21 protein-coding genes are annotated in these 23800 nt (G+C 74.5%); 11 read left to right on the top strand and 10 right to left on the bottom strand.

Going from position 1 to position 23800, the window contains the following annotated elements; genetic code table 11:
• Positions 1-375, top strand: a complete 375-nt coding sequence (locus tag H4696_RS13145) for a hypothetical protein (RefSeq protein ID WP_086865365.1) — start codon at positions 1-3, stop codon at positions 373-375.
• 11 nt (positions 376-386) lie between these two features.
• The gene (locus H4696_RS13150) at positions 387-1583 is read left to right on the top strand and encodes a hypothetical protein (protein ID WP_086865366.1); all 1197 of its coding nucleotides are present in this window, start codon (positions 387-389) and stop codon (positions 1581-1583) included.
• A gap of 159 nt (positions 1584-1742) precedes the next feature.
• On the opposite strand, the gene eccB is transcribed toward H4696_RS13150, so the two are convergent.
• Both eccB and eccD read right to left on the bottom strand, forming a co-directional pair.
• The gene (eccB, locus tag H4696_RS13155) at positions 1743-3173 is read right to left on the bottom strand and encodes a type VII secretion protein EccB (RefSeq protein WP_086865367.1); all 1431 of its coding nucleotides are present in this window, start codon (positions 3171-3173) and stop codon (positions 1743-1745) included.
• 3 nt (positions 3174-3176) lie between these two features.
• On the bottom strand, positions 3177-4553 hold the full coding sequence (eccD, locus tag H4696_RS13160; protein ID WP_086865368.1) for a type VII secretion integral membrane protein EccD: 1377 nt from the start codon (positions 4551-4553) through the stop codon (positions 3177-3179).
• A 101-nt stretch (positions 4554-4654) separates the two neighbouring features.
• Between eccD and H4696_RS13165 the strand changes: the two genes are divergently transcribed.
• A complete protein-coding gene (locus H4696_RS13165) occupies positions 4655-6034 on the top strand; it encodes a serine/threonine protein kinase (RefSeq protein ID WP_225955676.1) in 1380 nt (459 codons plus the stop codon).
• 111 nt (positions 6035-6145) lie between these two features.
• On the opposite strand, the gene H4696_RS13170 is transcribed toward H4696_RS13165, so the two are convergent.
• From H4696_RS13170 to H4696_RS13185, 4 genes are all read right to left on the bottom strand, one after another.
• Positions 6146-8296 carry a transglutaminase TgpA family protein gene (locus H4696_RS13170; RefSeq protein ID WP_086864103.1) on the bottom strand — a complete coding sequence of 717 codons (2151 nt, stop codon included), beginning with the start codon at positions 8294-8296 and terminating at the stop codon, positions 6146-6148.
• Positions 8297-8654: 358 nt separating this feature from the next.
• A complete protein-coding gene (locus H4696_RS13175) occupies positions 8655-9788 on the bottom strand; it encodes a DUF58 domain-containing protein (protein ID WP_192782285.1) in 1134 nt (377 codons plus the stop codon).
• A gap of 2 nt (positions 9789-9790) precedes the next feature.
• Positions 9791-10744, bottom strand: coding sequence for an AAA family ATPase (locus tag H4696_RS13180; protein WP_086862310.1), 954 nt, complete (start codon positions 10742-10744; stop codon positions 9791-9793).
• On the bottom strand, positions 10741-12870 hold the full coding sequence (locus H4696_RS13185; protein ID WP_192782286.1) for a fibronectin type III domain-containing protein: 2130 nt from the start codon (positions 12868-12870) through the stop codon (positions 10741-10743). The genes H4696_RS13180 and H4696_RS13185 overlap by 4 nt, the downstream gene beginning before the upstream one ends.
• A 123-nt stretch (positions 12871-12993) precedes the next feature.
• On the opposite strand from H4696_RS13185, the gene H4696_RS13190 reads away from it, so the two are divergent.
• From H4696_RS13190 to H4696_RS13205, 4 genes are all read left to right on the top strand, one after another.
• Positions 12994-14451, top strand: coding sequence for a type VII secretion protein EccE (locus H4696_RS13190; protein ID WP_192782287.1), 1458 nt, complete (start codon positions 12994-12996; stop codon positions 14449-14451).
• A complete protein-coding gene (locus H4696_RS50000; protein ID WP_158104309.1) occupies positions 14448-15035 on the top strand; it encodes a S1 family peptidase in 588 nt (195 codons plus the stop codon). The genes H4696_RS13190 and H4696_RS50000 overlap by 4 nt, the downstream gene beginning before the upstream one ends.
• 87 nt (positions 15036-15122) lie before the next feature.
• Positions 15123-16220: a ferredoxin reductase gene (locus tag H4696_RS13200; protein ID WP_086860526.1), complete on the top strand. Its 1098-nt coding sequence runs from the start codon at positions 15123-15125 to the stop codon at positions 16218-16220.
• A 15-nt stretch (positions 16221-16235) separates the two neighbouring features.
• Positions 16236-17498 (top strand): fatty acid desaturase family protein, encoded by a 1263-nt coding sequence (locus H4696_RS13205; RefSeq protein WP_086860528.1) that lies wholly within the window; start codon positions 16236-16238, stop codon positions 17496-17498.
• 10 nt (positions 17499-17508) lie between these two features.
• Here the strand turns inward: H4696_RS13205 and H4696_RS50775 are convergent, their stop codons facing one another.
• Together H4696_RS50775 and H4696_RS13215 are read right to left on the bottom strand one after the other, a co-directional pair.
• A complete protein-coding gene (locus H4696_RS50775; protein ID WP_086860530.1) occupies positions 17509-20412 on the bottom strand; it encodes a helix-turn-helix transcriptional regulator in 2904 nt (967 codons plus the stop codon).
• A 21-nt stretch (positions 20413-20433) separates the two neighbouring features.
• Entirely contained in the window at positions 20434-20604 is a 171-nt protein-coding gene (locus tag H4696_RS13215; protein ID WP_158104310.1) for a hypothetical protein, read from the bottom strand.
• 227 nt (positions 20605-20831) lie between these two features.
• Here H4696_RS13215 and H4696_RS50780 point away from each other — a divergent pair, with 227 nt between their 5' ends.
• Complete coding sequence (locus H4696_RS50780; protein WP_264086322.1) at positions 20832-20954, top strand: hypothetical protein; 123 nt, start codon at positions 20832-20834, stop codon at positions 20952-20954.
• Positions 20951-21190, top strand: a complete 240-nt coding sequence (locus H4696_RS13220; RefSeq protein ID WP_086860532.1) for a hypothetical protein — start codon at positions 20951-20953, stop codon at positions 21188-21190. The genes H4696_RS50780 and H4696_RS13220 overlap by 4 nt, the downstream gene beginning before the upstream one ends.
• 7 nt (positions 21191-21197) lie before the next feature.
• On the opposite strand, the gene H4696_RS13225 is transcribed toward H4696_RS13220, so the two are convergent.
• The gene (locus H4696_RS13225) at positions 21198-21830 is read right to left on the bottom strand and encodes a GntR family transcriptional regulator (RefSeq protein ID WP_086860540.1); all 633 of its coding nucleotides are present in this window, start codon (positions 21828-21830) and stop codon (positions 21198-21200) included.
• Positions 21831-21917: 87 nt separating this feature from the next.
• Here H4696_RS13225 and H4696_RS13230 point away from each other — a divergent pair, with 87 nt between their 5' ends.
• Both H4696_RS13230 and H4696_RS13235 read left to right on the top strand, forming a co-directional pair.
• Positions 21918-22451 carry a YbhB/YbcL family Raf kinase inhibitor-like protein gene (locus H4696_RS13230; RefSeq protein ID WP_086860534.1) on the top strand — a complete coding sequence of 178 codons (534 nt, stop codon included), beginning with the start codon at positions 21918-21920 and terminating at the stop codon, positions 22449-22451.
• Positions 22452-22516: 65 nt separating this feature from the next.
• Positions 22517-22930 carry a nitroreductase/quinone reductase family protein gene (locus tag H4696_RS13235; RefSeq protein ID WP_086860536.1) on the top strand — a complete coding sequence of 138 codons (414 nt, stop codon included), beginning with the start codon at positions 22517-22519 and terminating at the stop codon, positions 22928-22930.
• A gap of 51 nt (positions 22931-22981) precedes the next feature.
• Here the strand turns inward: H4696_RS13235 and H4696_RS13240 are convergent, their stop codons facing one another.
• Positions 22982-23728, bottom strand: coding sequence for a D-Ala-D-Ala carboxypeptidase family metallohydrolase (locus H4696_RS13240; protein ID WP_086864656.1), 747 nt, complete (start codon positions 23726-23728; stop codon positions 22982-22984).
• Positions 23729-23800: the final 72 nt, after the last annotated feature.

Below are 23800 nucleotides of genomic sequence, written 5' to 3' on the forward strand. Positions count from 1 at the left end.
ATGGCCGCACAGGAAATCAACGGCGACACCGACGCGATGAGCACGTACGCCGGGCAGCTCACCGCGCCCGCGATGCCGCCGTCGCTGGCCCGGCTCGGCACGCCGCCGAACCTGACCGGGCTGTTCGAGGGCATCGCGATGTCGGTGCTCGACAAGGCCGCCACCGCCGCGATGGCCGCGCTGCTGACGAAGGTCACCGAGGACATGGTCACCGACAGCACGAAGGTCAAGGCCGCCGCCGCGGGGTACACCGCCGCCGACGTCGCCGGCGCGCTGACGCTCGCGGCGTCGGCGACCAAGGTCATCAAGCAGGGCGTCGACCTGTTCAAGAAGACGGCGGGCTCGGTCCCGCACCCGTCCGAGAAAACCGCCTGAGGAGAGCACCCATGGTCGTGCCCTACAACCTGCTGCCCATCGAACTGCACCGGGACATGGTCCAGGCCGAACAGGCCAAGGTCTCGGTGCTGCTGGACGCGGCGAAGATGTGGACCGAGTGCCGCGCCTGGATCGACGCCGCGAGCACGGAACTCAACACCCGCGCCGGCCGGCTCAGCCCGGAATGGCAGGACGACGCCGGCCGCGCGCACGAAGAGAAAACTCAGCGGTCACTGGCCGAGCTGAAGATGTGGGGCGAGCGGATCGACGCGGCCCAGCCCGCCGAGACGCTGACCACGCTCGCCTCGTCGATTTCGGAGGCGTACACCGAGGTCATGGCGTGCTACGCGGCGTACTGCGCGGCCGACCTGAACCCGCTGACCGCGATCCCGGCCAAGATCGCGGCGCAGCAGGCGTCGGCGTTCCGGATGAACGCGCTCGGCGGGCAGTTCGACGTGTCGATGCTGAAGGTCGTCGCGGCGTCCGGCCTGCGGTCCCCCGGCGATCTCATGCCGACGCCGAAGGCGGCCGCGGAAGGCAACTCCCCCGCGGACTTCGTCAAGGCCGCCGAGGCCGGCATGAGCGCGTTGACCGAGCTGGAAGGCCTCGCCGAATCCGCGGGCGTCGGCAGCGGTGGTGGCAGTGATGCGCAGCTTCCGAGTCTGCCCGGGCTCGACCAGGACGGTTCGCCGGGCCTGTCGCTGGCCGGGCTGTCCCCGGCGGCGTCCCTCCCGGTTGCCGCGACGGCGCTCGGCGGCCTGGGCGGCGGCGCGGGGACACCGCCGGTGGCGTCGGGCCTGCCGGGCATATTCGGCGCGGGCGGCCTCGGCGCGATCCCGGCGCTGGCCAAGCCGGTCGCCGGGAAACGCGCGCCCAGCCTGGCTTCGGAGGTCCGCCCGGGCACCGCGAACCCGGCCACGGCGAAGCCGGCCGGCAGCTCGATGCCACCGATGATGCCGCCGCAGGGCGGGCAGGGCGCGACGGCGGGGACGTTGCGGCCCGGATCGGCCGAGCAGCGCACCGGCCGGGGCGGCGGCGGGCGCCGTGCCGCCGACGCGACCGACGGTGTGCCCGCGAAACTGCGCGGCCGGTCGGTCAACGGGAATCCGGACGCCGGGTTCACGCTCCCCCGCGGCCGCCGCACCGGGGAGACCGACGCCGAGTCCGTCCAGCTGCTCGACGAGGAGCTGTGGCAGCCCGGCCGCTGACCCACCACGACGACGCCCCCGCACGGTGCAAACCGTGCGGGGGCGTCGTGTCTCCGGGCGTGATGCGCCCCAATGTGGCCTTCGGTGCGTCAGACGCACCGAAGGCCACATTGGGTGCGTCTCACGCAACCAAGGCCGCCTTGGGTCGTTGGCAGGCCGTCAGTGCTCGGTCTGGTTGCGGGCGGCGGCCGGGTCCAGGCCCGGTCCCTCCGGCATCCGGGCCACCAGCCCGGCGGGCAGCCGCAGTACGCGGTCCGACGGGTAGCCCAGCATCTTCAGCACCTCCGGCGCCGACAGCGAGTAGCGGCGGCCCATGTCGGTCACCAATGTCAACGTCCCCGACGGGGCCTGCGCCGACGGCATCGCTTCGACCACCGCCGCGCTGCCCGGTGGGACGTACACCCGGTCCGCCAGCGGGGTTCCGGTCGCCGAGCGGCGGGTCGTGGCCGACAGCGCGTCCGCCGGGGGCAGCTCCGGGTCGATCGCCAGGCCCGGGGACGACGCGCCCGGCTCGAAGGTCGCGCACACCGTCGCTTCCCGGTCCCGCGGGCGCGCGATCGGCGGGCGAGTTGCCGGGGCCGCGCCCTCGGCGTCGTCGGCCGGGTCGAGGCGGCGGGACGTCGTGGCCAGCGACGGTGGCAGCGTCACCGCCACCGGGTCGCCGCCGGGGTAGGCGGCCGGTGTCTGGGCGGCTGCTCGCTGGATGTCGTACTGCAGCACGGAAATCGGGCGCAGGGCGTCCCGCTCGGCCAGGTAGTACTGCTCGCCGCCGCCCGAGGGCCGGACCACCAGCAGCATCCCGGCGCGGAGGTCGGTCCGGCCCGGGACCGCCGTCGACGGTTCGCCCGGCCGCGCCACCGGGATCGGGCCGATCGGGGCGCCTTCGGGCAGGACGTCCAGCCACGGCCGGCCGACCCGGGCCCACGGCTCGGCGGTCAGCGCCAGGCCGGTGCCGACCGCGGCGTAGTCCTCGATGCGGTGCCGGTACCCGCGCCAGACCAGGTAGCGGTCGCCGGTCGTCACCAGTTCCACCAGCAGCGCCCGGTCGCCCAGCGCCGCGCCGCCCGCCGGAGCGGCGCCGGCCAGCAGCACGGACTCCTCGATCCGGGTGCCCGCCAGGTCGCTGGCGGGTGCCGAGCACAGCGACCACGAGCCGGTCAGCAGCCGGTCGGGCGCGGGCAGCGCGTCGGGCGCGTCGGGGATGCCGAGCCGGGGCCCGCGCGGGACGCCGGCGAGGGACTCGCGCGACACGTGCTCGGTGGCCCGGTGGTCACCGAGCAGCAGCAGCGCGGACGCGTAGTTGGCCACCGGGTGCAGCCGCCCGTCGAGGTAGACGTACCGGGTGCCGGTCTCCTTCTCCACGATCACCGCGGAATCCTGGCGCCACGCGGTGTTCCCGCCCGGCACGATCAGACCGTACACCCCGGCGCCCGCCAGCGACACGATGCCGAGCGCGATCCCGGCGAACGTCGCGCTCCCGGTGCGCCGGAACGGCGGCTGCTCGGGATCGGTCTCGCGGGTGACGAGCGCGGACGTCGCCCGCTGCACGAGGAACTGGTACGCCTGCAGCTGGTCGCGTTTGGACGCCACGGGTCAGCCTCCCAGCCCGCGCACGAGGGCGTACAGGTCGAGCACCCAGCACACCACCGGCACGATCGCGACCATCAGCAGGATCTCGAAGTACTCGGCGAACCGGCCGAGGTAGGGGTTCGGGCGCCGGGTGCTCAGCAGGACGCCGGCGGCGATCGCCCCCGCCGCCACGACGACCGCGAGCGGCCCGGCCGGCAGCAGCGCGCCGCCCGCCATCAGCGGTCCCAGCGCGAGGCAGCCGACGCCGGACATTCCCGCCAGCAGTAAGGGAACCCGTTGCCGCAGGATCGGATACAGCCTCGCGCGCATCAGGAAACCCAGTGCCAGCACCGAAACCAGCACGACCGGGGCGGTGCCGCCGGCGCGGATCAGCACGATCTGGCAGTACAGCACCACCACCGACGTCCCGGCCAGCAGGCCGGTCAGCAGCCCGTCGGCCCTGGCCACGGCGCTGTGCACGAGCGGGAGCGGCGGCTGCGGCTCGTCGCGGACCAGGTCCGCGGTGCTGCGCGGCAGCACCGGCATCGGGACGCGGGCGAGCCGCAGGGCCAGCGGAGCGAACGCGCCGGACAGCGCCAGCAGGCCGCCGCCGACCACCGCAGCGGCCCGGTACCCCGCGAGGGCGTCGAGCGTGGCCAGCCAGCCGCCGAGCACGGCGAGCAGCCCGGCCGTGGCCGCCGCGGTGAACAACGCCGGTGCCGCGGCCACGCCGAGGCGTCCCGCCAGCGCGGCCGCCAGCAGCGCGGCGCCCGCGAGCACGAGGTGGCCCGCGGACAACGCGGTGATCGGGGTGCCGCCGGCCGGGAGCAGCCCGCCCCCGGCGAAGGCGTAAGGCAGCGCGGACGCGGCGAGCACCGCCCCGGCCGCGGCGTCCCGCATCGCGCGCGCGAGCACCACTCCGGCGGTCAGCAGCAGCACGGCGGCGGTGAGCGCCCACAGCGCGGGTCCGGGCCACGGCGGCCCGGCGCGCAGCACTGCCACCAGCCCGAGCAGCAGGGCCGCGGCGCCGGCGGCCAGCCCGGCCACCCGGGTGTGCCGCGGGCCCCAGGCCCGGCCGGTCCGGCCGGAGCCGGTGGCGATCGCGTCGACCAGGTCGTCGTATTCCAGCTCGGGCCAGTCGGTGCGCCGCGGGGTCAGGTGCAAGACCTCGCCGTCGCGCACCCGGTGCGCGCCGAGGGTCCGGTCGAGGTCGAACGCCGTCCCGTCGGCCCGGCGCAACGACCAGCCGCCGCCGGGGACGCCGTCGTCGGCGAGCCCTTCGCCGGCGCGGGCGAGCAACCCCGGCAGGATCTCCGCGACGGCGGCGTGTTCCGGCAGCGCGATGTCGATGCGCCGGTGTGGGGTGGCGACGGTGAGCCTGACGAGGCCGGCGGTCTGCATGGGAAAAGCCTCGGCCACCGCGCGCGCGAATGGGTGACGACGGCCGGAACCGGCCGCGCGAAACCGCCCCCCGCACGGCTTTCGTGCGGGAGAATGGCGGCATGAGCATCGAGCACGCCGCCGTCGACCTGCTCGCCACCGGCCCGATCGCCACGGTGCACGCGATCCGGGCCACCGGCGAAGCGGTCAAGGTGTTCCCCGGCCCGTTCGACCGCGACACCCTGGCCGGGCTCGAGCGCGAGCGCAAGGCGCTGGCCGCTACCGGGCCGGCGCCGTCGATCCTGCCGGTGCTGGGCGTGGTCGACTACCCGGGCGGCCGCGCGGGCGTCCGGATGGAGCTGTGCCGCGGTTCACTGGCCGGGCTGCTCGCTTCCGGCGTCCGCCTGCCCGCCGACGCCGTGCTCGCGCTGGGCACAGCGGTCGCTTCGGCGCTGGCCGCGGCACACGGCGCCGGCGTCCTGCACGGCGGCGTGACGCCGGACAACGTGCTCTACCGCGCGTCGGGCGAGTTCGTCCTCGCCGACTTCGGGCAGACGCTGCGCCGCCGGTTCCCGCGCGATCCGGTGCACGCCGTGGAGTACACCGCCCCGGAAACCCTGCGCGACGACACGCTTTCGCCCGCGTCCGACCTCTACGGCCTGGGCGCGGTGCTGTACAGCGCACTGACCGGGGCGCCGCCGTTCCCGCGCCGGACCGGGCAGCAGCCCGGCGAGCGGATCCTGCAGGTGCTGCGGGAACCGGTCGCCCCGATCCACGGCGCGGACATCCCACCCGGACTGTCCGATGTGGTCACCCGACTGCTGGCCAAGGAACCGGACGACCGCCCGGCGGACGCGGCGGCCGTCGTGACGCTGCTCGAGAACCTCCGCGACGGCGTCGCACCACCGGTTCCCGCCGCGGAACCCGCGCGGCCCGAGGCCGAGCCGGAGCCGGCCGCGGCCGACGTCGAATTCGACGACTTCGCCGAGGAACCCCGGCCCGCCACGCCCGCGCCGGCCCCGCCGAACCCGGGCGGGCGCACGCTGATCCGCACGTTCGGCGGCCCGGCCGAGCGCACCGCTTCGCCCGCCCGGCGCCGCACCGCGCTTTCGGCGGGCGCGGGTGTGGTCGTCGCGGGCCTGGCCGTGCTGCCGTTCTTCACCGGACCGGACGAGGTGACCGGGCACGCGCTCCCGATCGCGCCGGCCGCGCAGCCGGCGAACACCGCGGCGGCCCCGGACATCCACCTGGCGCTGGCTCAGCCCGCCGACCTCGGCGACCACGTCCGGCTGACCTGGCAGGCCGACGGCGACCTCGACTTCGCCGTGGTGGTGGCGGGCGAGCGGATCGACACGATGGTGCTGGTGGCGCACCGGCAGCGCGCGATGGAGGTGCCGATCGACCCGGCCCGCCGCTACTGCTTCCAGATCCGGGCGACCGACGGCAAGAACGTGTACACGAGCACCCCCATCCCGATCCGCGGCGGCCACTGCACCCAGTGAGCGCCACGGGACAAGCGCCCCAATGTGGCCTTGGTTGCGTCACACGCACCCAATGTGGCCTTCGGTGCGTCAGACGCACCGAAGGCCACATTGGGGCGCACCGAAGAGCCGTCAGCGCCGCCGTGCGGGTGGGAGCAGCGTGCGCGGGTCCAGTGCCGAGCGCAGGCGGGTCGTCCACGGGCGCGTGGCCAGGCTGCGGCGCAGCTCCCCCACCTCCTGCCAGGCCCGGCGCACCGCGCCCTCCGTCACCGGAACTCCCGACCACAGCGCCATGTCGAGCACCTTGCCCAGCCGCGTGATCGGCTCCCGCGTCCCCTCTCCCGCCAGCTCGGCGAGGTCGCGCGGGGTCATCCCGACCCGGTAGGGCACGCCGTCCGCGCGAAGCCGGTCGCGGGCCTCCGCCCACGCGCCGATGACGCCCTCCGCGCCGGTCGACCGGCGACGGCGCCGGGTGCGGATCCCCTTCGCCAGCGGCACTCCCCACAGCCAGCCGACGAGCAGCGCGCCCGCGGCGATCGCCGCCACGACGTCCCAGCGGACCGAACCTCCGGTGGACGCGTCGGCGTCGCCGGACTCCGGGTGGTCCGGCGGCAGCTGCGGCGGCTGCAGCGACTGCTCCGGCGGCAGCTGCTGCCGGGCCAGCGCGGTCGCCTTCGCGAGACCGGTCTGCTGACCGGTCTTGGCCGCCGCGGCCGTCGGGTCGAGCGGCACCCAGCCGACGCCGTCGACGGCCACCTCGGGCCACGCCAGGACGTCGCGGTTGCGCACGACCCGGTAGTCGCCGTCCACTTCGGACGATCCGCTGAAGCCGACCACCAGCCGCGCCGGGATGCCGGTCAGCCGCGCGAGGGCGACGTAGGCCGCGGCGAACTGCTCGCTCGTGCCCCGGCGCGTGTCGAGCAGGAACCGCCGCAGCTGCGGCCAGCCGTGCCCGGTCGGCAGGTCGGTGCCGACGGCGACCTGGTAGTTGGTGCTGAGGAACCGTTCCAGCTGCAACGCCGACTGGAACGTCGGGCGCAGGCCGCGCACGGCGTCCCGGGCCAGCTGTTCGACGTCCGCGGGCACCTGGCCGAGTTCGCCGAGCCCGCCTTCGGCCTTCGCGTCGACCTCCGCGCCCTCGAGCCGGGCGGCGTCGACGTCCGGCGACGACCAGGTGAGCCGGTACCGCGGGTCCGGGGCGGGCGGGTCGAGCAGCAGCGCTCCCGCCGTCTCATCGACGAGCGGGTCGACGCCGGTCACCCCGGTCGGCACCGGCTGGCTCGGCAGCCACGGTCCGGGCAGCCCGGTCACCCGCACGTCGGCGCTGCGCAGGACGCCGTCGCTCTCGAGGTGCTGCCCGAGCCGGCGTAGCCGCAGGTCGGTGGTCCAGCCGGCGCCGTCGAACCCGTCGAGGACGGCGAGCCGCCAACGGTCGACCGGCGCGTCGCCGCGGTAGCGGAAGACTTCCGCGCCGGGCCGGGCGAGCCGCTCCCCGACCTGGTCCAGCGGATTGCCGAGCCCGTGCTGCGCGAGCGGCGCGACCTGGCCATCGGTGAGCCGGACGGGCTCGCGCCCGGCCGGGTCGAGCGCCCCGAACGCCGCGGCCCCGGCGAGCAGCCCGGCGACGGTCGCCACCACGAGCCAGCCGCCCGACCCACCCCGCGACCGGTCCGGACGAGACCACAGCGCCAGAGCGGCGACGCCCGCGTAGAGCACGGCCGCCCCGACTGCGGCCGGCCCGGACAACGGTTGGTACGCCTGGGAAAGCGCGGCGACGAGCAGACCTGGCAGCACTGCGAGGAGCGGTTTTCGCAGCCGCAGCAGCACTTCCAGGCCGACCACCGACGCGAGCAGCACGGCGAGCGGGACGAACAGCAGCTGCTCGGGAACCGGCCGGGCCGGCCAGGTGGACTGCAGGGTCAGCAGCCAGCCCTCGGTCGCCCCGCGAACCAGGACGGCCAGCGATTCGCCGGTCGGCAGGCCCGCGAGGGTGGTCGGGAACGCGACGGCCTCGATCAGCCCGAGAAGTCCGGTCGCCAGCACCAAAAGCGGCCGGTACGGCGCGGTTTTCGGCCAGCGTGTGCAAAGTTCGGCGCAGGCGTATGCGAGCACCACGACGACGAGCACCGGGACGAGCACGGCGGCGAAGCCGAACACCGGCGTGAACAGCAGTCCCGCCACGGCACCTGAGCCGAGAACTCCGGCGACGGCGGCCCGGTTGAGCACGGCCGCGCGCTTGACGCTCCTCCCGCCCGGGTGGCGGCGCCCTCTGCGCGCCGCCACCCGGGCCCCGGGCTCCACCCGGCCCCGCCGCGTCACCGCCACGCCGCCCCCACGTCGGCGCCCGGTGCCCACGGCGCGATCCACCCCCGCGGTCACACCGCCCCCACGACTCGATCGAGCCCCGCCGTCACGCCCCTCGCAGATCGCCGGGTCACCCCCACCCCCGGCCCCAAGCGCCCCAATGTGGCGTTCGGTGCGTTGGACGCACCGAACGCCACATTGGGTGCGTCCAACGCAACCAACGCCACATTGGGGACGCTCCGCCCCACCACGGCACCCCGTTGCCCCCCGGCGTCCACGACCCGCTCGAGCCCCGCCGTCACACCGCACCTCTCAGCAAGCCGTTCCACCCCCGCCGTCACGCTGCCCCCGTCATCAACGCATTCCACCGCGCAGCCGCATCGGCCGCGTCGACCGCCGTGATCTGCCCGGCGCCCGCGACCGAAGCCGACGGCGCCGCGCCGAGCCGGATCACCGTGTCCGGGTGCCACCGCCGGGCCGGGCCGAGGTCCGTGTCCGGGCCCGTCACCACCACGACCACCCCGCCCGGACGGCGCCCCGCCGCCAGTGGGCCCGGCAGCAGCGGAGCGTCGTCCGCGGCGTCCTGGGTGACCAGGCACAGCTCGTCCAGTACCACCCGCGCCACCCGCAACCCGCTGTCCACCGGCGTATCCGTGCCGGTCGTGGTGATCAGCCGGCAGTGCTGACCCGCCGTCGCCGACGCGAACAGCAGGGACGCCGCCACCTCGACCGCCTCCTCGAACGCGGCCGCGGTCAGCGCCCGGGGCCGGGTGTCGAGCAACACCGTGCACCGCAGCTGCGCGGGATCGGCGTACTCGCGCACCATGAGCCGTCCGGTGCGGGCCGACGCTTTCCAGTGCAGGTGCCGGACTTCGTCGCCGATCACGTACTGCCGGACCGCGCGCAGGTCCGCGGAGCCGCTCAGCGGGGGGTCCGTGATCGGGCCGTCGTGGTGGTGACGCGGGTGGCCGGCCCGTGCCGGGCGCACGGCGTGCCGGCGCGGGTGCACCCACAGGCTCGCGGTGCCGCCGACGGTCCGCTCGCCGCGGGCGAGGGCGAACAGGTCGGGGCGGTCGAGCACGAGCGGGCCCACCTCGAGCCGGCCGCGCCGGGTGGTCGGCAGCTCGTAGTGGTACGTCGCCGCCGTGCCGGGGGCGAGCGGGCGCACGCGCACGCCGTGCCTCGCCTCGCCCATGCGGTCGGCCGCCGCGAATCCGCCGTGCCGGCGCGTGCCGGTGTTGCGGACGGTCAGCGACGCCAGCGCGGGTTCGCCGCGTTCGATCCGGTCCGGCAGCACGGTCCGGTCGACCTCGACGTCGGGCCGGAACCGGACGACGGCCACCGCGACGAGCACCGCACCCGCCGCGATCCCGCCCAGCGCACGGAAAAGCGCGTACCCCAGCACTTCGCCCGCGGCGTACAGCACGACGGCGGAAGCGAGCACGAAAACACCGCGGCGGGTGAGCCGCATCGCTACCGCCCCGCCGTGGCCGCCGGCGCGGGCGTCTCGGCCAGCAGTTCGTCCACGACGTCGGCGGTGCGCCGCTGGTTCAGCTCCGCGTCCGGCGTCAGCACGAGCCGGTGCCCGAGCACCGGGTGCGTGACGTCCTTGACGTCGTCGGGCGTGACGAAGTCCCGGCCGTGCGTGGCCGCGAGCGCCTGTGCCGCCCGGATCAGCGCGATGCTGCCGCGCGGGCTGGCCCCGTACCGGACGGCCGGGTGCGTCCGGCTCGCCGTGGCCAGCCGGACCGCGTAGGACACGATTTCCGGGGCCAGGTGCGACTTGCGGACCTCGGCGATCACGGCCTGCACCGCGTCGAGGTCGAGCACCGGCCGCAGCTCGTCCGGGGTCACCCCGGCGCAGTCGCCCATCACGACCCGCATTTCGGCGTCGTGGTCGGGGTAACCGACCGAAAGCCGCATCAGGAACCGGTCGAGCTGCGCCTCGGGCAGCCGGTAGGTGCCCTCCAGCTCGATCGGGTTCTGCGTGGCCACCACGAAGAACGGCCGCGGCACGTCCTGGCTGACCGCGTCGACCGTCACCCGCCGCTCGGCCATCACCTCCAGCAGCGCGGACTGCGTCTTCGGCGTGCCGCGGTTGATTTCGTCGGCCAGCACGACGTTCGCGAAGATCCCGCCGGGGTGGAACTGGAACCGCTCGGCGTTCTGGTGGTAGACCATCACGCCGGTGATGTCGCCGGGCAGCAGGTCCGGCGTGAACTGGATGCGGTTCCAGCTCGCGCCGACGCTGCGCGCCAGGCAGCGGGCGAGCGTCGTCTTGCCGAGGCCCGGCACGTCTTCGATGAGCAGGTGCCCTTCGGCGAACAGCGCGGCGACGGCGAGGCGGACGAGCTCGGGCTTGCCGCGCACGACCGTCTGGACGTTCTCCGCGATCAGTTCGTAGGCGGCCTTGGGAGTCGGTGTCACGTTTCCTTCTTCGCCTCGGGTTTTCCGGTTTTCTTCAGCAGGCGGCGCGTGCCCAGCAGCGCGAACGGCCCGAGCACGACCACGAACGCGGGCGTGCCGTTGAAGTGGTCCGAGCCGGTGCCCGCCGACGTCGTGATGGTGACGTCGACCGGGATCGCGCCGACCCAGTAGACGTTCGAGATGGTGAGGTTCGTGGTGCCGCTGCACGGCACGGTCGGGGACGAGGCCGAACCCAACGCGGTCGCCTTGCACTTCGCGGCGGCGCCGTTGCCGTTCGCGGTCACGGTGACGATGATCTGCTGGTCCGGTGCGCCCTTGCCCTGGACGTGGGTGATCTTGATCGTCGGCGGTCCCGAGGGCACGCGCACCGTCTTCCGGCCTGGGCTCCCGGTGAGCGCGGCGCCCGAGCCGTACCGGGTGACCGCGCGGACGGTGACCGTGACCGACCCGGAAAGCCCGGAGAACTCGGTCGACGTCCCGGAAACCTGGCGCTCCCCCGCGCCCGTCGCGCTGACCAGGTAGTGCACCAGGTCCGCGCCGTGCAGGTCCGGCGCGGACCAGCTCGCCGAGACCTTCCCGCCCGTCCCGGCGGTCAGGGTGACCGACGGCGCGCCGGCCGCCTGCCCCGGCGCCGCCACCTTCGCGCTCGCGCCCGGGCCGCGGCCCGCGGAGTTCTCCGCGGCCACCGTGACCACATAGGACTTCCCGTTGTCCAGCCCGCTCACGGTGGCGCGCCGCGACGTCCCGGAGACCGTCGTCGACCCGCCCGCCCAGGACACGCGGTACGCGGTGATCCGCGCGCCGTTGTCCGCCGCGGCCGCCCACGTCACGACGACGGAGCCGGCCGACGCCGACGCGCTGACGTTGCGCGGCGCCCCCGGCGGCGTCGCCTTCGCGACCGGCGGCGGCACCGGCCGGGACGGCGGCTGCGGCGGGGCCGGTGGCGCCGAACCGGTGTCCGACGGCTGCGGCGGGGCCGGCGGCGGGGTCGCGGCCTGGTGCCGGGCCTGCTCGTCGACGGCCACGTCGGCGACCGAACCGTCGTCCCCGTCGACGATCAGCACGTGCGAGCCGTCCGAGCTGTCGACGTAGACGCGGTCGTCCTGGCCGTGCGCCAGCCTCGGTCGCCCACCGGGCACCTTCTTGGTGCCCTTGAGGGTGCCGTGGCTGTCGTAGGTCCGGACCTCGTTGCGGGTTTCGTCGACCAGCGCGACGACGTGCGAGGTGGCGACCGGGCCGCTGAACCGGCCGTCCTTGGGCAGGTCGACCGAAACCGGACGGCCGGCGGGGCCGTCCTTCCCGAGCCCGGTGGTGTCGATCAGGTGCAGCTGGTTGCGGTCCGGGTCGGCGACGGCGAGCCGCCCGTCGACCGAGGTGTTGGCCACCAGCGCCGTCGCGGGCAGCTTGACGCCGATCGCGACGGGCTCGCCGAGCCCGTCTTTGCTCACCGGGCTCAGCGTGTCCGCGGTGACGTCCAGCACCACCGGCCGGTCGTCGGCCAGCGCGAGCAGCCCGCTGTGCCCGGCGGGCAGGTGCGCCGGGCAGGTCGGGGTGGCGGCGCCGCGCGGCAGTTCGCACACCGAGCCGGTGTCGATCCGGTACACCCACAGGGTTCCGTCGCCGGTCGCGACGGGCGTGGCCAGCGGACCGCCGGCCGCGACGGTGGCCACCGGGTCACCGAGCCGGACGATCCGGCCGGCGTTGCGGTAGACCAGGTACGGCCCGCCCGCGACCTCCAGTACCGACGGCGTTTCGGCGGCGGGCGGCGCGATCGTGCTCTCCACGCCCAGCGTCGACTTGTCGAACAGGGTGATCCGCGACCGGTCGACGACGTAGCCGGACCGGCCGCCCTGCGCGACCTGGCTGCCCGGCCCGGCGGGCACCCCCGCCCGCGCGTCGACCTGACCGGCCCCGCCGTCGACGTGCAGCGCGGACTGGAGCGCGTCGCTGTACACCCAGTGACCGGCCTGGACGTACTCCAGGTCCGACGGCATCGGCGCCCGGCCGGCGACGGCCACCCCGATCAGCGCGAGGCACCCGGCGACCAGGAACGCGAGCACCAGCCGGGTTCGCGCGGCGGCGCCGAGCCCGCGGCCCTTCTTCTCCGTGCCCTCCCCGGCATACATGGCGCCGACGCTAGGGCCCGATCATGAAATTTCGATGAAACGCCCTGACCCGCGCCGATGTCATCGAAACCTCAGGTCGGCCGGGAAAACTGAGGCTCCCGGCCGGCAGGAAGAGGGGGCGCGATGACGGATTTCGGCGCGGCACAGGCGAACGCGCACCGCGGCGCGACCGCACCACCGCCCGCGTACCCCGTGGCCGCGAGTCCGGCTGCGTTCGGCACGGTGGCTGGCGCGGATGCGGCTTCCCGCGCGGCGGCCCGCGAGGCCGCGCTCGCCGCGTTGTCCGCCGCCCAGCCGCCGTTCTCCGCAGTCCAGCCGCCATTGCCCGCGGCCCAGCTCCCGTCGTCCGCGGCCCGGCCAGCGTCGGCTGCGGCCCAGCTGCCGTTCTCCGCGACACAGCCGCCGTTGTCCGCGGCCCAGCCAGCATCGGTCGCCGCCCAGCTGCCGTTCTCCGCCGCCCGGTCGGCGTCGGCCGCGGGTCCGGTCCCGGCGCCCGCGCCACTTCCGACCCCACCTCGGAATCCCCCGCCCGCACCCCGCCGCACCGCCGGGCGGCCGCGCACGATCGGCGTCGCGCGGATCGTGTGCTGGCAGCTCGTCCTGGTCGCACTGGTCGCCGCCGCCACCCGGCCGTGGCCTGTGCTCGTCGCCGTCGCGCTCCCGGCCGCGGTGGTCGTCGCACTGACGACCGTCCGGGTGCGCGGCCGGTGGCTGTCCGCCTGGCTCGTCGTGGGTTCGGACTACGCGCTCCGGGACCGGGTCCGCGACCTGCGCGGTCCGGCCGAAGCGGGCCGGGAACTGCTGCGCCTGATCTCACCGGAAGCGACCGGGACCGCCGGCGACACCGGCTTCCTGCTCAGCCGCGCGGCCGGGATCACCGTGGTGCTGCAACCGAAGTCGGCCGAGCGGGACCTGACGAAGGCGATGCCGTCGCCGGAGAGCCTGCTGCCCCCGCCGCACGAACCGGCCAAGGCGGTCGCGGCGCAGGTCGTCCACCACGCGGGCATCGCGCGCGACCGCCCGCCCCGCGTGTGGCTCGCGCTCCAGGCACTGCGCACGGCCGACGTCCAGCACGACGCCGACGTCCAGCGCGCGCTCGGCAACACCGTGCGGCGGGTGCTGCGCCGGCTCCGGCGCGACGGGCTGCCCGCGCACGGGCTGACCGAACCCGAGCTGCTGGGCACGCTGGCCTCGCTCGCGCACGTCAACGCCGGACGCGGGCAGGTGCGCGAGGACTGGCGCCACTGGTACAGCGGCCCGATCGCCCAGGCCACGTTCCGCCTCGACGGCTGGGCCGAACTGCCGCCCGGGGTGGCCCCGCAGCTGCTGCGCTGGCTGCCGGCGAGGATCCCCCGCGCGGCGGTCACGGTGGCGGTCACCGCCCACCGCCCGGCGGCCACGGCCCGGATCCGCACCGAAGCCACCGTCCGCCTCGCGGCAGCCGGCCCGGAAGACCTGGAAGCCGCGGCCGGTGAGCTGATCCGGCTGGCCAGCGAGTGGGCCCTGTCCGCGGACCGCCTCGACGGCCGGCACGCCAAGGGGGTGGCGGCCACGCTGCCGATCGGCCTCGCCGGGCCGTGACGACCGGACCCGGAAGCCGAAACCCGGCAGGCCCTGGTCGAAATGTTCGACGAGGCCAACCAGACCGAGCTCGACCTGGCGTCGGCCCGGCAGTCGGCCCGCGAGGCCGCCGCGGCGGCGAACGACCTCGCCAAGGAGTCCGTGCCGGCCGCGGACGACCTCGAAGCCGCCTTCGCCGAAACCACGCGCCTGCTCGAAACCACCGAGGCGCGGGCGGAGCGGCCACCGATCCCGACTTCGCGGTCCTGCGGCTGGCCACGCCCCTCGACGTCACCCCGCTGCCGCCCGGCCGGCCGGCCCTCCTGCGGATCGGCGACCAGCTCTGGCTCCCCGGCCCCGCGGACGACGGCGGCCGGACGCTGCTCACCGGTGTGGTCAACCGGTTCGAGGCGACCGACCGCGGAACGCGGTTGTTCCGCACGAGCCTCGCGCTCCCCGCCTCGTACGCGGGGACACCGGCCTTCGACGAGCTCGGCGAGGTCGTCGGTATCGCCGTGCCGACGGACGACGGCGGCGGGCTGGTGCTGAGCATCGACGCCGTCGAGGATCTCCTCCGGGAAGCGGGCGCTCAGCCTGCGAGTTGAGTGCACGCCTGTACACTCAATGGGCATGGTCACCATCGACTGGCCCGGCGAAGTCGTCACCGCCTGCCGTGCGCGGGGTGGTGCGTGATGGCGGAAGTCGGAATGCGTCCGCCGGTGTCGCCGCTGCGGCGCCGGGCACTGCGCGCGCTGCGCTGGCTGTTCACGCCGTTGCGGCCGGACGACTACCTCGAACTGATCAACCCGCTCTGGTCCACCCGTGAGCTGCGCGGGCTCGTCGAGCGGGTCGAGCCCGAACGCGGCGGGGCGGCGACCGTGCTGATCCGCCCCGGGTACGACTGGGTCGGGCACCGGCCCGGCCAGTACGTGCGGCTGGGCGTGGTCATCGACGGCGTGCACCACTGGCGCGCGTACTCGCTGACGTCGCGCCCGGACCGCCCGGACGGGCTCATCTCCGTCACGCCCAAGCGGGTCGACGGCGGTGTCGTCTCGCCGTACCTGGTCGAGCGGGCCCGGCCCGGCGAAGTGGTGCGGCTGGGCGAGGTCGAGGGGTCGTTCACCCTGCCGGACCGGCTTGATCGCGGCCTGCTGTTCATCACCGCCGGGAGCGGCATCACGCCGGTCATGAGCATGCTGCGGCACCTCGCGCCGGGACCGGGGCTGCGCGACGTCGTGCACGCCCATTCGGCGCGGGAGGCGGACGGCGTCATCTTCGGCGACGAACTCGCCGCGCTCGAAAAGGAGCACGACGGGTTCCGGCTCGAACTGCGCATCACCGGGCGCGACGGCCGGTTCACCCCGGACGCGCTGGAAGACCTCTGCCCGGACTGGCCGGAGCGGGAGACCTACGCCTGCGGGCCCGGCGAACTCCTCGACGCGCTGCAGGCGCACTGGCAGCGCCACGGCGACGCCGGCCGGCTGCACCACGAACGGTTCCAGCCGATCGTCGGCGGCGAAGGCGCCGAAGGCGACGGCGGGACGGTGCGGTTCGCCCACCGCAACGTCGACGCCGACTGCCCGCCCGGCACCCCGATTCTCGTCGCCGGGGAGAACGCGGGCGTGGACATGCCGTTCGGCTGCCGGGTCGGGGTGTGCCACACGTGCGTGCTGCCGATCCGGGAGGGCCGGATCCGCGACCTGCGCACGAACGTCGTCAGCGAGAAGCACAACGAGATCGTGCGCACCTGTGTGCACGGCGCCGAAGGCCGGGTCACGGTCGAACTCTGAGGGAGAAAGGAAAACATGTCCACGACAACGCACCCGTTCGCCCACCTGAGCGCGGACCAGCTCGTCGAACTCGCCCGCGAGTTCGACGCGATCCACGACCACGTGCGCGCCGACCTGGGCGAGCGCGACCGCCGGTACATCAAGGGCGTCATCCGGCTGCACCGGCAGATCGCGGTCGCCGGCCGGGCCCTGCTGCTCGGCTCACGGTCCAAAGTGGCCTGGACGGCGGGCACCGGCTGCCTGGCCATCGCGAAGATCCTGGAAAACATGGAGATCGGGCACAATGTCCTGCACGGTCAGTGGGACTGGATGAACGACCCGTACATCCATTCGTCCACTTGGGACTGGGACACCGCCTCGACGGCCGCGGCGTGGAAGCACTCGCACAACTACATCCACCACACCTACACCAACATCCGCGGCAAGGACAAAGACCTCGGCTACGAGATCATGCGCATCGACCCGCACCAGAAGTGGCATCCCGCGTACCTCGCGCAGCCGTTGTACAACCTGCTGCTGATGGCCTTCTTCGAATGGGGCGTCGCGGTCCACGACATGGACGTCGAAGCGATCCGCGCCGGCGAAAAGCCGCTGAAGGACGTGTGGCACGACATCAAGGGCATCTCGGGCAAGGCACGCGACCAGATCCTCAAGGACTACGTCGGCTGGCCGCTGGTGAGCGCGCTCGCCGCGACGGCCGTGGGCCGGCTGGTGAAGCCCGAACCCCGGTCACGGCGCCGGGTCCTGGCCGACCGCGCCCGCGGCCGGGGGTTCCGGGGCGCGGTCCGGGCCCAGCTCGCCGCCGTCCGGAAGGAAGGCGGCGGCACGTTCGCCGCGACGTTCTGGGCCGACTTCACCGCGAACGTCATCCGCAACGTCTGGGCGCACTCGATCATCTTCTGCGGCCACTTCCCCGACCAGACCTACACGTTCAGCCAGGAGGAGGTCCGCGACGAAACCCGCGGCGGCTGGTACGTCCGCCAGCTCGTCGGCGCGGCGAACATCACCGGCTCCCCGCTGTTCCACCTGCTCAGCGGCAACCTCGGCTACCAGGTCGAGCACCACCTGTTCCCGGACATGCCCAGCAGCCGCTACGCCGAGATCGCGCCGCGGGTGCGGGACATCTGCCGGCGCTACGGCCTGCCGTACAACACCGGCCCGCTCTCCCGCCAGCTCGGCACGGTGCACCGCACGATCCTGCGCCTGGCGTTCCCCGGTGGGAAGCCGCGCCCGAAGCCCGGCCCGTACCGCGGTGACGAGGTGGCCCGCGCCGCCTGAGCGGGGCCGGTCAGCGGGCCCGGAAGCCGTCGGCGTAGGCGCAGAGTTCCGACCGGTCGAGGTTGGTCTTCGTCTTGAGGCTGGACACGTGCTTCTCCACGGTCTTCGGCGAAATGTGCAGCCGCCGGGCGATCTCCTGGTTGCCGAGGCGTTCCGACAGCAACCGCAGGACGTCGAACTCCCGGGTCGTCACGCGCGCCCGCCGCAGCTGCGCCGGCAGGTGCTCGAAGCCGGTCCGCCGTTGCACGACCGGGGCCCCGGCGGACCTCAGCAGCGCCCGGCAGGCGCGGGCCGCGGCGTGGATCCCGGCGTCGTGGAAGTACGCCTCCGCGGCACGCAGCGGGCCGACCGGGTCGCCCCAGCCGTCGGCGATGGCGGCTTCGGCGGCCAGGCGGCAGCCGAGGTGCCGGGCCACCGGGAAGGGTTCGGACGCCCGGAGCGCTTCGGCGAAAGCCGCGGCGGCCGCTTCGCCGTCCCCTTGCCGCCCGAGCAGGACCGCCTCGGCGAAGCAGCTGAACTGGCGGTTCCAGCGCAGGCGGCTGTCGGCATGGGAAGCCTGCTCCCGCACCTCCCGCAACGTCACCTCACCGTCGAGCGCACGCAGGAGCAACGCCACGCCCCGGGGACCGGCCAGCGGGAACGCCCCGGGAAACCGGTCGAGGCAGCCGGCCGCGGCGGTCAGGTCCCGGACGGCGCGGTCGCGGTCCTCTTCGAGCAGCGCGCAGAACGCCCGGGCCAGGCCGAGGACCAGCGCCAGCTCGGCCTGGCCGTCGCCGCCACTGCCCAGGAAGTCTTCGATCGCCTGCTCCATGCCCCGCCGGTCGCCCTGGTGGGCGGCCGAGACCGCGCGGATGGCGTGCAGGTAGCGCACCAGGTCCACGAGCTGGAACCGCGCCGCGGTGCGGACGTCTTCGCCGAGCAGGCCGTCGGTGCCGTCGAAGTCCCCGCGCAGCACCCGGCCGTAGAACAGGAGGATCGCGTCGGCCATCAGGCCCACGGTGACGGCGCCGGTCTGCGCGGCCTCCTGGCGCGCGAGCTCGAGGACGTGCACGTCGCCGCCGAAGACGATCCGGTGCCCACCCAGCCGCAGCAGCACGTGCGCCCGCCAGGCCGGCAGGCGGTGCCGCTCGGTCAGGGCCCGCGCGCGTTCGTAAAACGCTTCGGCTTCGTCCAGCGATTCTTCGCGGGCCACGCAGGCGAGCGCGAGCAACGCCTGGCACGCGATGACCGGCTCGTCGTGGCTTTCGGCGTGGGAAAGCGCGCGGTGGGCCAGCCGGTGCGCCGTGCCGATGCGCTCGGTCCCGTCCAGCTCGACCAGCACGTTCGCCTCCACGGCGTCGATGGCGGCCCGGGCCGCCCCGGGCGGCGAGCCACCCGCCAGTTCGCGCGCGGCGGCCACCTCGGTCGCGGCGGTCTCGAACCGGCCGCCGAGGTAGGCGGCCCAGGCGAGGCCGACGTGCAGGGCGATGGCGCGTTCGGACGTGCCCAGCTCGACGAACCGCGGGGCGAGCGAAGCCGCGCGGTCGAACTGCCCGGCTTCACCCAAGGCGAGGACCAGCGCTTCCAGCACTTCGCCGCGCAGGTCGAGGTCGGGATCGCCGAGCAGCAGGGCGTCGGCCTTGGTGAGCAGGTCCACGGCGGTGTCCGCGCCGCCGCGGGCGAAGGCCGCGTTGCCCGCTCGCGCGAAGAGCCGGCCGGCCGCCGGCTCGTCCCCGGCGGCCAACCGGAGTGCGGCGGCGAGCGGGCACCAGTCGCCGGGCAGCCCGGGGTGCACCGCTGCCACGGCGTCGGCGGCGCGCCCGGCCAGCCGGGCGAGGGTCACCGGATCGTGCAGGGACCGCAGCGCGTCGACGGTGAGCGCGTGCCGGAAGGAGTACCAGCCGGCGGCCCCGGCTTCGGGTTCGATCAGCTGACCGGCGATCGCCGAGCGGACGAACGCGAGGGTGGTCCGCTCGTCGGCGTCCGCCGCGCGGCAGGCGACCTCGAGCGAAAACCGGAGACCGAGCACGGCCGCATGGGACAGCACGCTCCGCGCGCCGGCGTCCAGTTGCTCCACGCGCCTGGCGAGGCCGGCGCTCAGCGCGGCCGGCACGACCGGGAGCACCTCGGCGACGCGCCAGTGCCCGCCGACTTCGGTGAGCACGTCGTCGCGGACCATCTGGTACAGCAGTTCTTCGACCGTGAGCGGGTGGCCGGCGCTGAGCCGGAACAGGCAGTCGGCGACCTCGTCGGGGACGTCCGGCACCGCGGTGCCGAGGCAGCCGGCGACCATCTCGTGGACGTCCGCCCGGCCGAGCCACGAGAGTTCGAGGACGGTGCAGCGACCGCGTTGCGCCGCGGCCGAAGCCATCCGGAGCGTCGCGGGCGAGTCGTGCCGCGCCGTCGCCACCACGAGGACCCGGGTCCCGGCCAGTGATCCGGCCAGGTAGTCGAGGACGAACAGCGACTCGGCGTCGGCGTCGTGGAGGTCGTCGAGCAGCAGCACGCATCCCGTGTCCCGGCCGACGACGGTGAGCAGCCGCAGGGCCGCTTCGGCCACGGTCAGCGGCGAAAGCTGGTAGCCCTGATGGCTTTCCCGCCACCAATCCGGCACGAGCGCGCCGAGCGCGGGCAGGTAGGGATCGAGCTCGGCGGTCAGGACGTCCGCAGCCGAGCGCGCCAGCGACAGCAGGGCCTCGGTCAGGAGGCGGTAGGGCACCGGCGGCCCGACCGAGCCGCGCCGGCCGCGAAGCACCCGGGCACCCCCGGCCGCGGCGGTGTCCGCGAGTTCGTCGGCCAGCCGGGACTTGCCGATCCCGGCCTCGCCGAGCACGAGCGCGAGCTCGCCGGAACCACTCCGGGTCCGGTCCCACGCTTCACGCAGGCGCCGGAGCTCGCGCTGCCTGCCGACCAGCTCCGGTGCTCTCAGCAGCACCCGCGTCCCCGAGCGGCCGGGCTAGCAGAGACCCCGGGCCGAGGGGTTGCCGTCGCAGTAGAGGCTCAGCGTGTCGGCGTCCACGCGCGGCTTGCGCCCGTTCAAGGCGGCGTTCCGTTCGCCGGTCGTGTTCACGGCGGGCAACCGCACATCGCCGATGACTTCGTCCACGGACACGTTGTCGAGTTCCACGTGAGACCCCTCCCCTGGGTTCGCGATGTGTGGACATCTTGCCGGAACCGGCCCTGGTTGGCCAGCACCCGGCGGACCGGATTGGGCCGTTCGAGTCATCGGTTCCGTTCGCGGCGGCGGGAATCCGGGGGTGTTTCCCCTACTGCGCCGGGCGTGCGGCCCGCGAAGCTGATCACGCCCGGAACCGGCTCTGGGGGGCCGGTTCCGCACTTTCGAAAGAGGGGAACGTGCACCGAGCCGACGACGTCCCGAGGCGCACGCGCGTCGCGCCCGCCGTGGCGGCACCGCACCACGGCGGGCGGACGGCCGAGGCCGAGCACGTGCGGCCGCGGGACGAAGAAGCCCGGTGAACCCGGCGGCGGCGCTCGCGGGCGTTTCGCTGCTGGCCGCGGGAATGTTCACCAGCCCGGCGCCCGCCGCGGACACCGGGGTCGTGCTGTACGCGGCCGAGGTGACGGTGGCGAAAGTGGTCGTGTCGCGGGGAACCACGGGCTCCGCCGCGGTGCGGCTGGCAGTCGTCGTGACCCCGGTCGCCGTCCTGCGCGCGGCCCTCCGGCCCCAGTACCACCCCGCGTTCACCGGCTGAACGAGAATCAGCCGTCGAGGGCGGCCGCGGTCAGGGTGAGGTGGCGGGCGAGCAGCTCGGCCGCCGCGTCGGCGTCCCGGCTCAGGGCCGCCTCCTCCAGGCCGCGGTGCTCGCCGACGGCGTCCCGGTCGGGGGCGCGGCGGGCCGACCAGCGGCGGGCGAGTTCGCTCGCGGCCCACATGCGGTCGAAGGTCTCTAGCAGGGCCGCGTTGCCGCAGCCCTCCAGCAGGGTGCGGTGGAAGACCCGGTGGGCTTCGGACCAGGCGCCGCTGTAGTGCTCGCCTTCCTCCGGCGCGTACGGCTCCGTGCGGGCCAGGCGATGGTGCGCGGCGCGCACGCGGGCCTCCCAGTCGACGTCGCCGCGCTCCACCGACAGGCGCAGCACCACCGGCTCGACCGTCCGGCGCGCCTCCGTGATCTCCTGCCAGCGCCGGTCGGAGACCGCCGGGACGGCGAAGCCGCGGTTGGGCAGCCGGTCGGCCAGGCCCTCCCCGACCACCCGCACGAGCGCCTCGCGCACGACGGCCAGGCTCACGCCCTGGTCCCGGGCGAGGTCCTGCGGCTTGAGCGCCTCGCCGGGGGCGTAGTCCCCGCGCATGATCGCGTCCCGCAAGTGTGCGTAGACCTGCTCCGACAGCATCTGACCCATGGCCAGAGCATAGATGTTGCGGTTAATAATCGATTATCTGTATGATCGTCGATGAACTGAGTACCTGGAAGGACATCGATGACCGTCAACGACCCGTTCGCCCGCCTCCCCGAAGCCGCCGCTTTCTCCGTCACCAGCACCACGGTCGCCGACGGCGGCGCCTGGCCTCGCGCGCAGTTCTCGTCGGGGGTCCCGGGCGGCGAAGACCGCTCCCCGCAGCTGAGCTGGAGCGGCGCGCCGGAAGGCACCAAGAGCTTCGCCGTCACCGTCTACGACCCCGACGCCCCCACCGGCTCCGGGTTCTGGCACTGGGCGGTCGCCGACATTCCGACGACCGTCGCGGAACTGCCGGAGGGCGCCGGCGACGACACCGGCTCGGGCCTGCCGGAGGGCGCTTTCCAGCTGCCCAACGATGCCCGCGCGCCCCGCTACCTGGGCGCCGCCCCGCCCGCGGGGCACGGACCGCACCGCTACTTCGTCGTGGTGCACGCCCTCGACGTCGACGCCATCGGCGTCCCGGCGGACACCACCCCGGCCGTCCTGGGCTTCACGATGGCGGGCCACATCCTCGGTCGTGCGGTCTTGACCGCCACGGCCGAAACAGCCGCCTGAAATCCCGCCGGCCCCCGATAGGCTGGCGGGGACGGCAAAGTGTGCGGTGACGGAGAAAGGGAACCATGCCCGATTTTGACGAGATCAACGCCAAAGTCATCGACGAGTACCGCGCCAACGGCGGCGAGCTCAGCGGTGGGTTCGCCGGGGAAACCCTGATCCTGGTGCACCACTTCGGCGCCAAGTCGGGCGTCGAGCGCGTCTCCCCGCTGGCCTGCTACGCCGAGGGCGAGCGCCTGTTCGTCTTCGCCAGCAAGGCCGGCCTGCCGGAGAACCCGGGGTGGTACTACAACCTGATGGCCCACCCCGACGTGACCGTCGAGTTCGGCGACGAGACGTTCCCCGTGCGGGCGACGGAGATCAAGGGCCCCGAGCGGGACGAGATCTACGCCAAGAACGTCGAGAAGCGCCCGCAGTTCGGCGAATACCAGGCCAACGTCGACCGGCTGATCCCGGTCGTCGAACTGGTGCGCCGCTGAGGCACACCCGGCACCGGAAGCCCGATGGGCGCTTCCGGTGCCGGGCCGGCGTCAGATCCCGCAGGAGGACGCCGACCAGAAGCGGGTCGAGCGGTGAGCCACGTGCGTGTGGTCGCTGTGGCCCGGGTACCCCGGCCCGAGGATCTCGCTGAACCCGTGGTTCCGCGCCTCCCGCGCCAGCGCGCAGAAGCCCTGCACCCCGGCCCCGAGATCGACGGCGTCCCCGTAAAGATGCCTGCTGGCGGCCGCGCCACCGACCGCGTTGTTGCAGGCCACACTGCGGAAACCGCCGTTGACCACGATCGGGCGGTCGCCCATCGCGTGCCGCATGGCCTGCAGCTTCCACATCGACACCAGCGCGTTGGCCTTGGCCGTCGCGGCGGGGACGTTGCCGCCCGACCAGTCCGAGTTGCAGCGGTTCAGTTCCGCGTAGGTGAAGTTGACCGGCGTGCAGTCGTCGTCCTGCAGCTGGTAGATCTTGCCGAACGTCGCCGGGCCGGCGATGCCGTCCGCGGCGAGGCCGTAGGCCTGCTGGAAGCGGGTGACCGCGGCCTTGGTCCCCGGCCCGAACTGGCCGTCGAGGGCCAGGACCCCGCCGTAGCCCGGGTAACCGGCGACCCGGATCTGCAGCTGCCGGACGTCTTCACCGGACGCCCCTTGCGCCAGCGTGCGCCCCCAGGAGTAACAGGCGTCGGCGGCGACCATCGCCGATCCTTGGTCGGCCGCGACCGGGGCGGCCGCCGCCGTGCCGCACGCGGCCATCAGCGCGAACAGGGACAGCACCAGACGAATGCGCATGGCAGGAACACCTTTCGGACGTCCGCGATTCACTGCCCCGCACGCTAATGCGGCAGTGAGCACCACACTGTG

Origin of the sequence: Amycolatopsis lexingtonensis (assembly GCF_014873755.1) — a bacterium.
GTDB classification, from domain to species: Bacteria; Actinomycetota; Actinomycetes; order Mycobacteriales; family Pseudonocardiaceae; genus Amycolatopsis; species Amycolatopsis lexingtonensis.

Coding starts and splice junctions, on each gene's coding strand:
- H4696_RS13190 (WP_192782287.1), top strand. CDS start 12,994: ATGACGGATTTCGGCGCGGCACAGGCGAACGCGCACCGCGGCGCGACC.
- H4696_RS13165 (WP_225955676.1), top strand. CDS start 4,655: ATGAGCATCGAGCACGCCGCCGTCGACCTGCTCGCCACCGGCCCGATC.
- H4696_RS13175 (WP_192782285.1), bottom strand. CDS start 9,788: ATGCGGCTCACCCGCCGCGGTGTTTTCGTGCTCGCTTCCGCCGTCGTG.
- H4696_RS13235 (WP_086860536.1), top strand. CDS start 22,517: ATGCCCGATTTTGACGAGATCAACGCCAAAGTCATCGACGAGTACCGC.
- eccD (WP_086865368.1), bottom strand. CDS start 4,553: ATGCAGACCGCCGGCCTCGTCAGGCTCACCGTCGCCACCCCACACCGG.
- H4696_RS13225 (WP_086860540.1), bottom strand. CDS start 21,830: ATGCTGTCGGAGCAGGTCTACGCACACTTGCGGGACGCGATCATGCGC.
- H4696_RS13185 (WP_192782286.1), bottom strand. CDS start 12,870: ATGTATGCCGGGGAGGGCACGGAGAAGAAGGGCCGCGGGCTCGGCGCC.
- H4696_RS13145 (WP_086865365.1), top strand. CDS start 1: ATGGCCGCACAGGAAATCAACGGCGACACCGACGCGATGAGCACGTAC.
- H4696_RS13200 (WP_086860526.1), top strand. CDS start 15,123: ATGGCGGAAGTCGGAATGCGTCCGCCGGTGTCGCCGCTGCGGCGCCGG.
- H4696_RS13150 (WP_086865366.1), top strand. CDS start 387: ATGGTCGTGCCCTACAACCTGCTGCCCATCGAACTGCACCGGGACATG.
- H4696_RS13230 (WP_086860534.1), top strand. CDS start 21,918: ATGACCGTCAACGACCCGTTCGCCCGCCTCCCCGAAGCCGCCGCTTTC.
- H4696_RS13240 (WP_086864656.1), bottom strand. CDS start 23,728: ATGCGCATTCGTCTGGTGCTGTCCCTGTTCGCGCTGATGGCCGCGTGC.
- H4696_RS13205 (WP_086860528.1), top strand. CDS start 16,236: ATGTCCACGACAACGCACCCGTTCGCCCACCTGAGCGCGGACCAGCTC.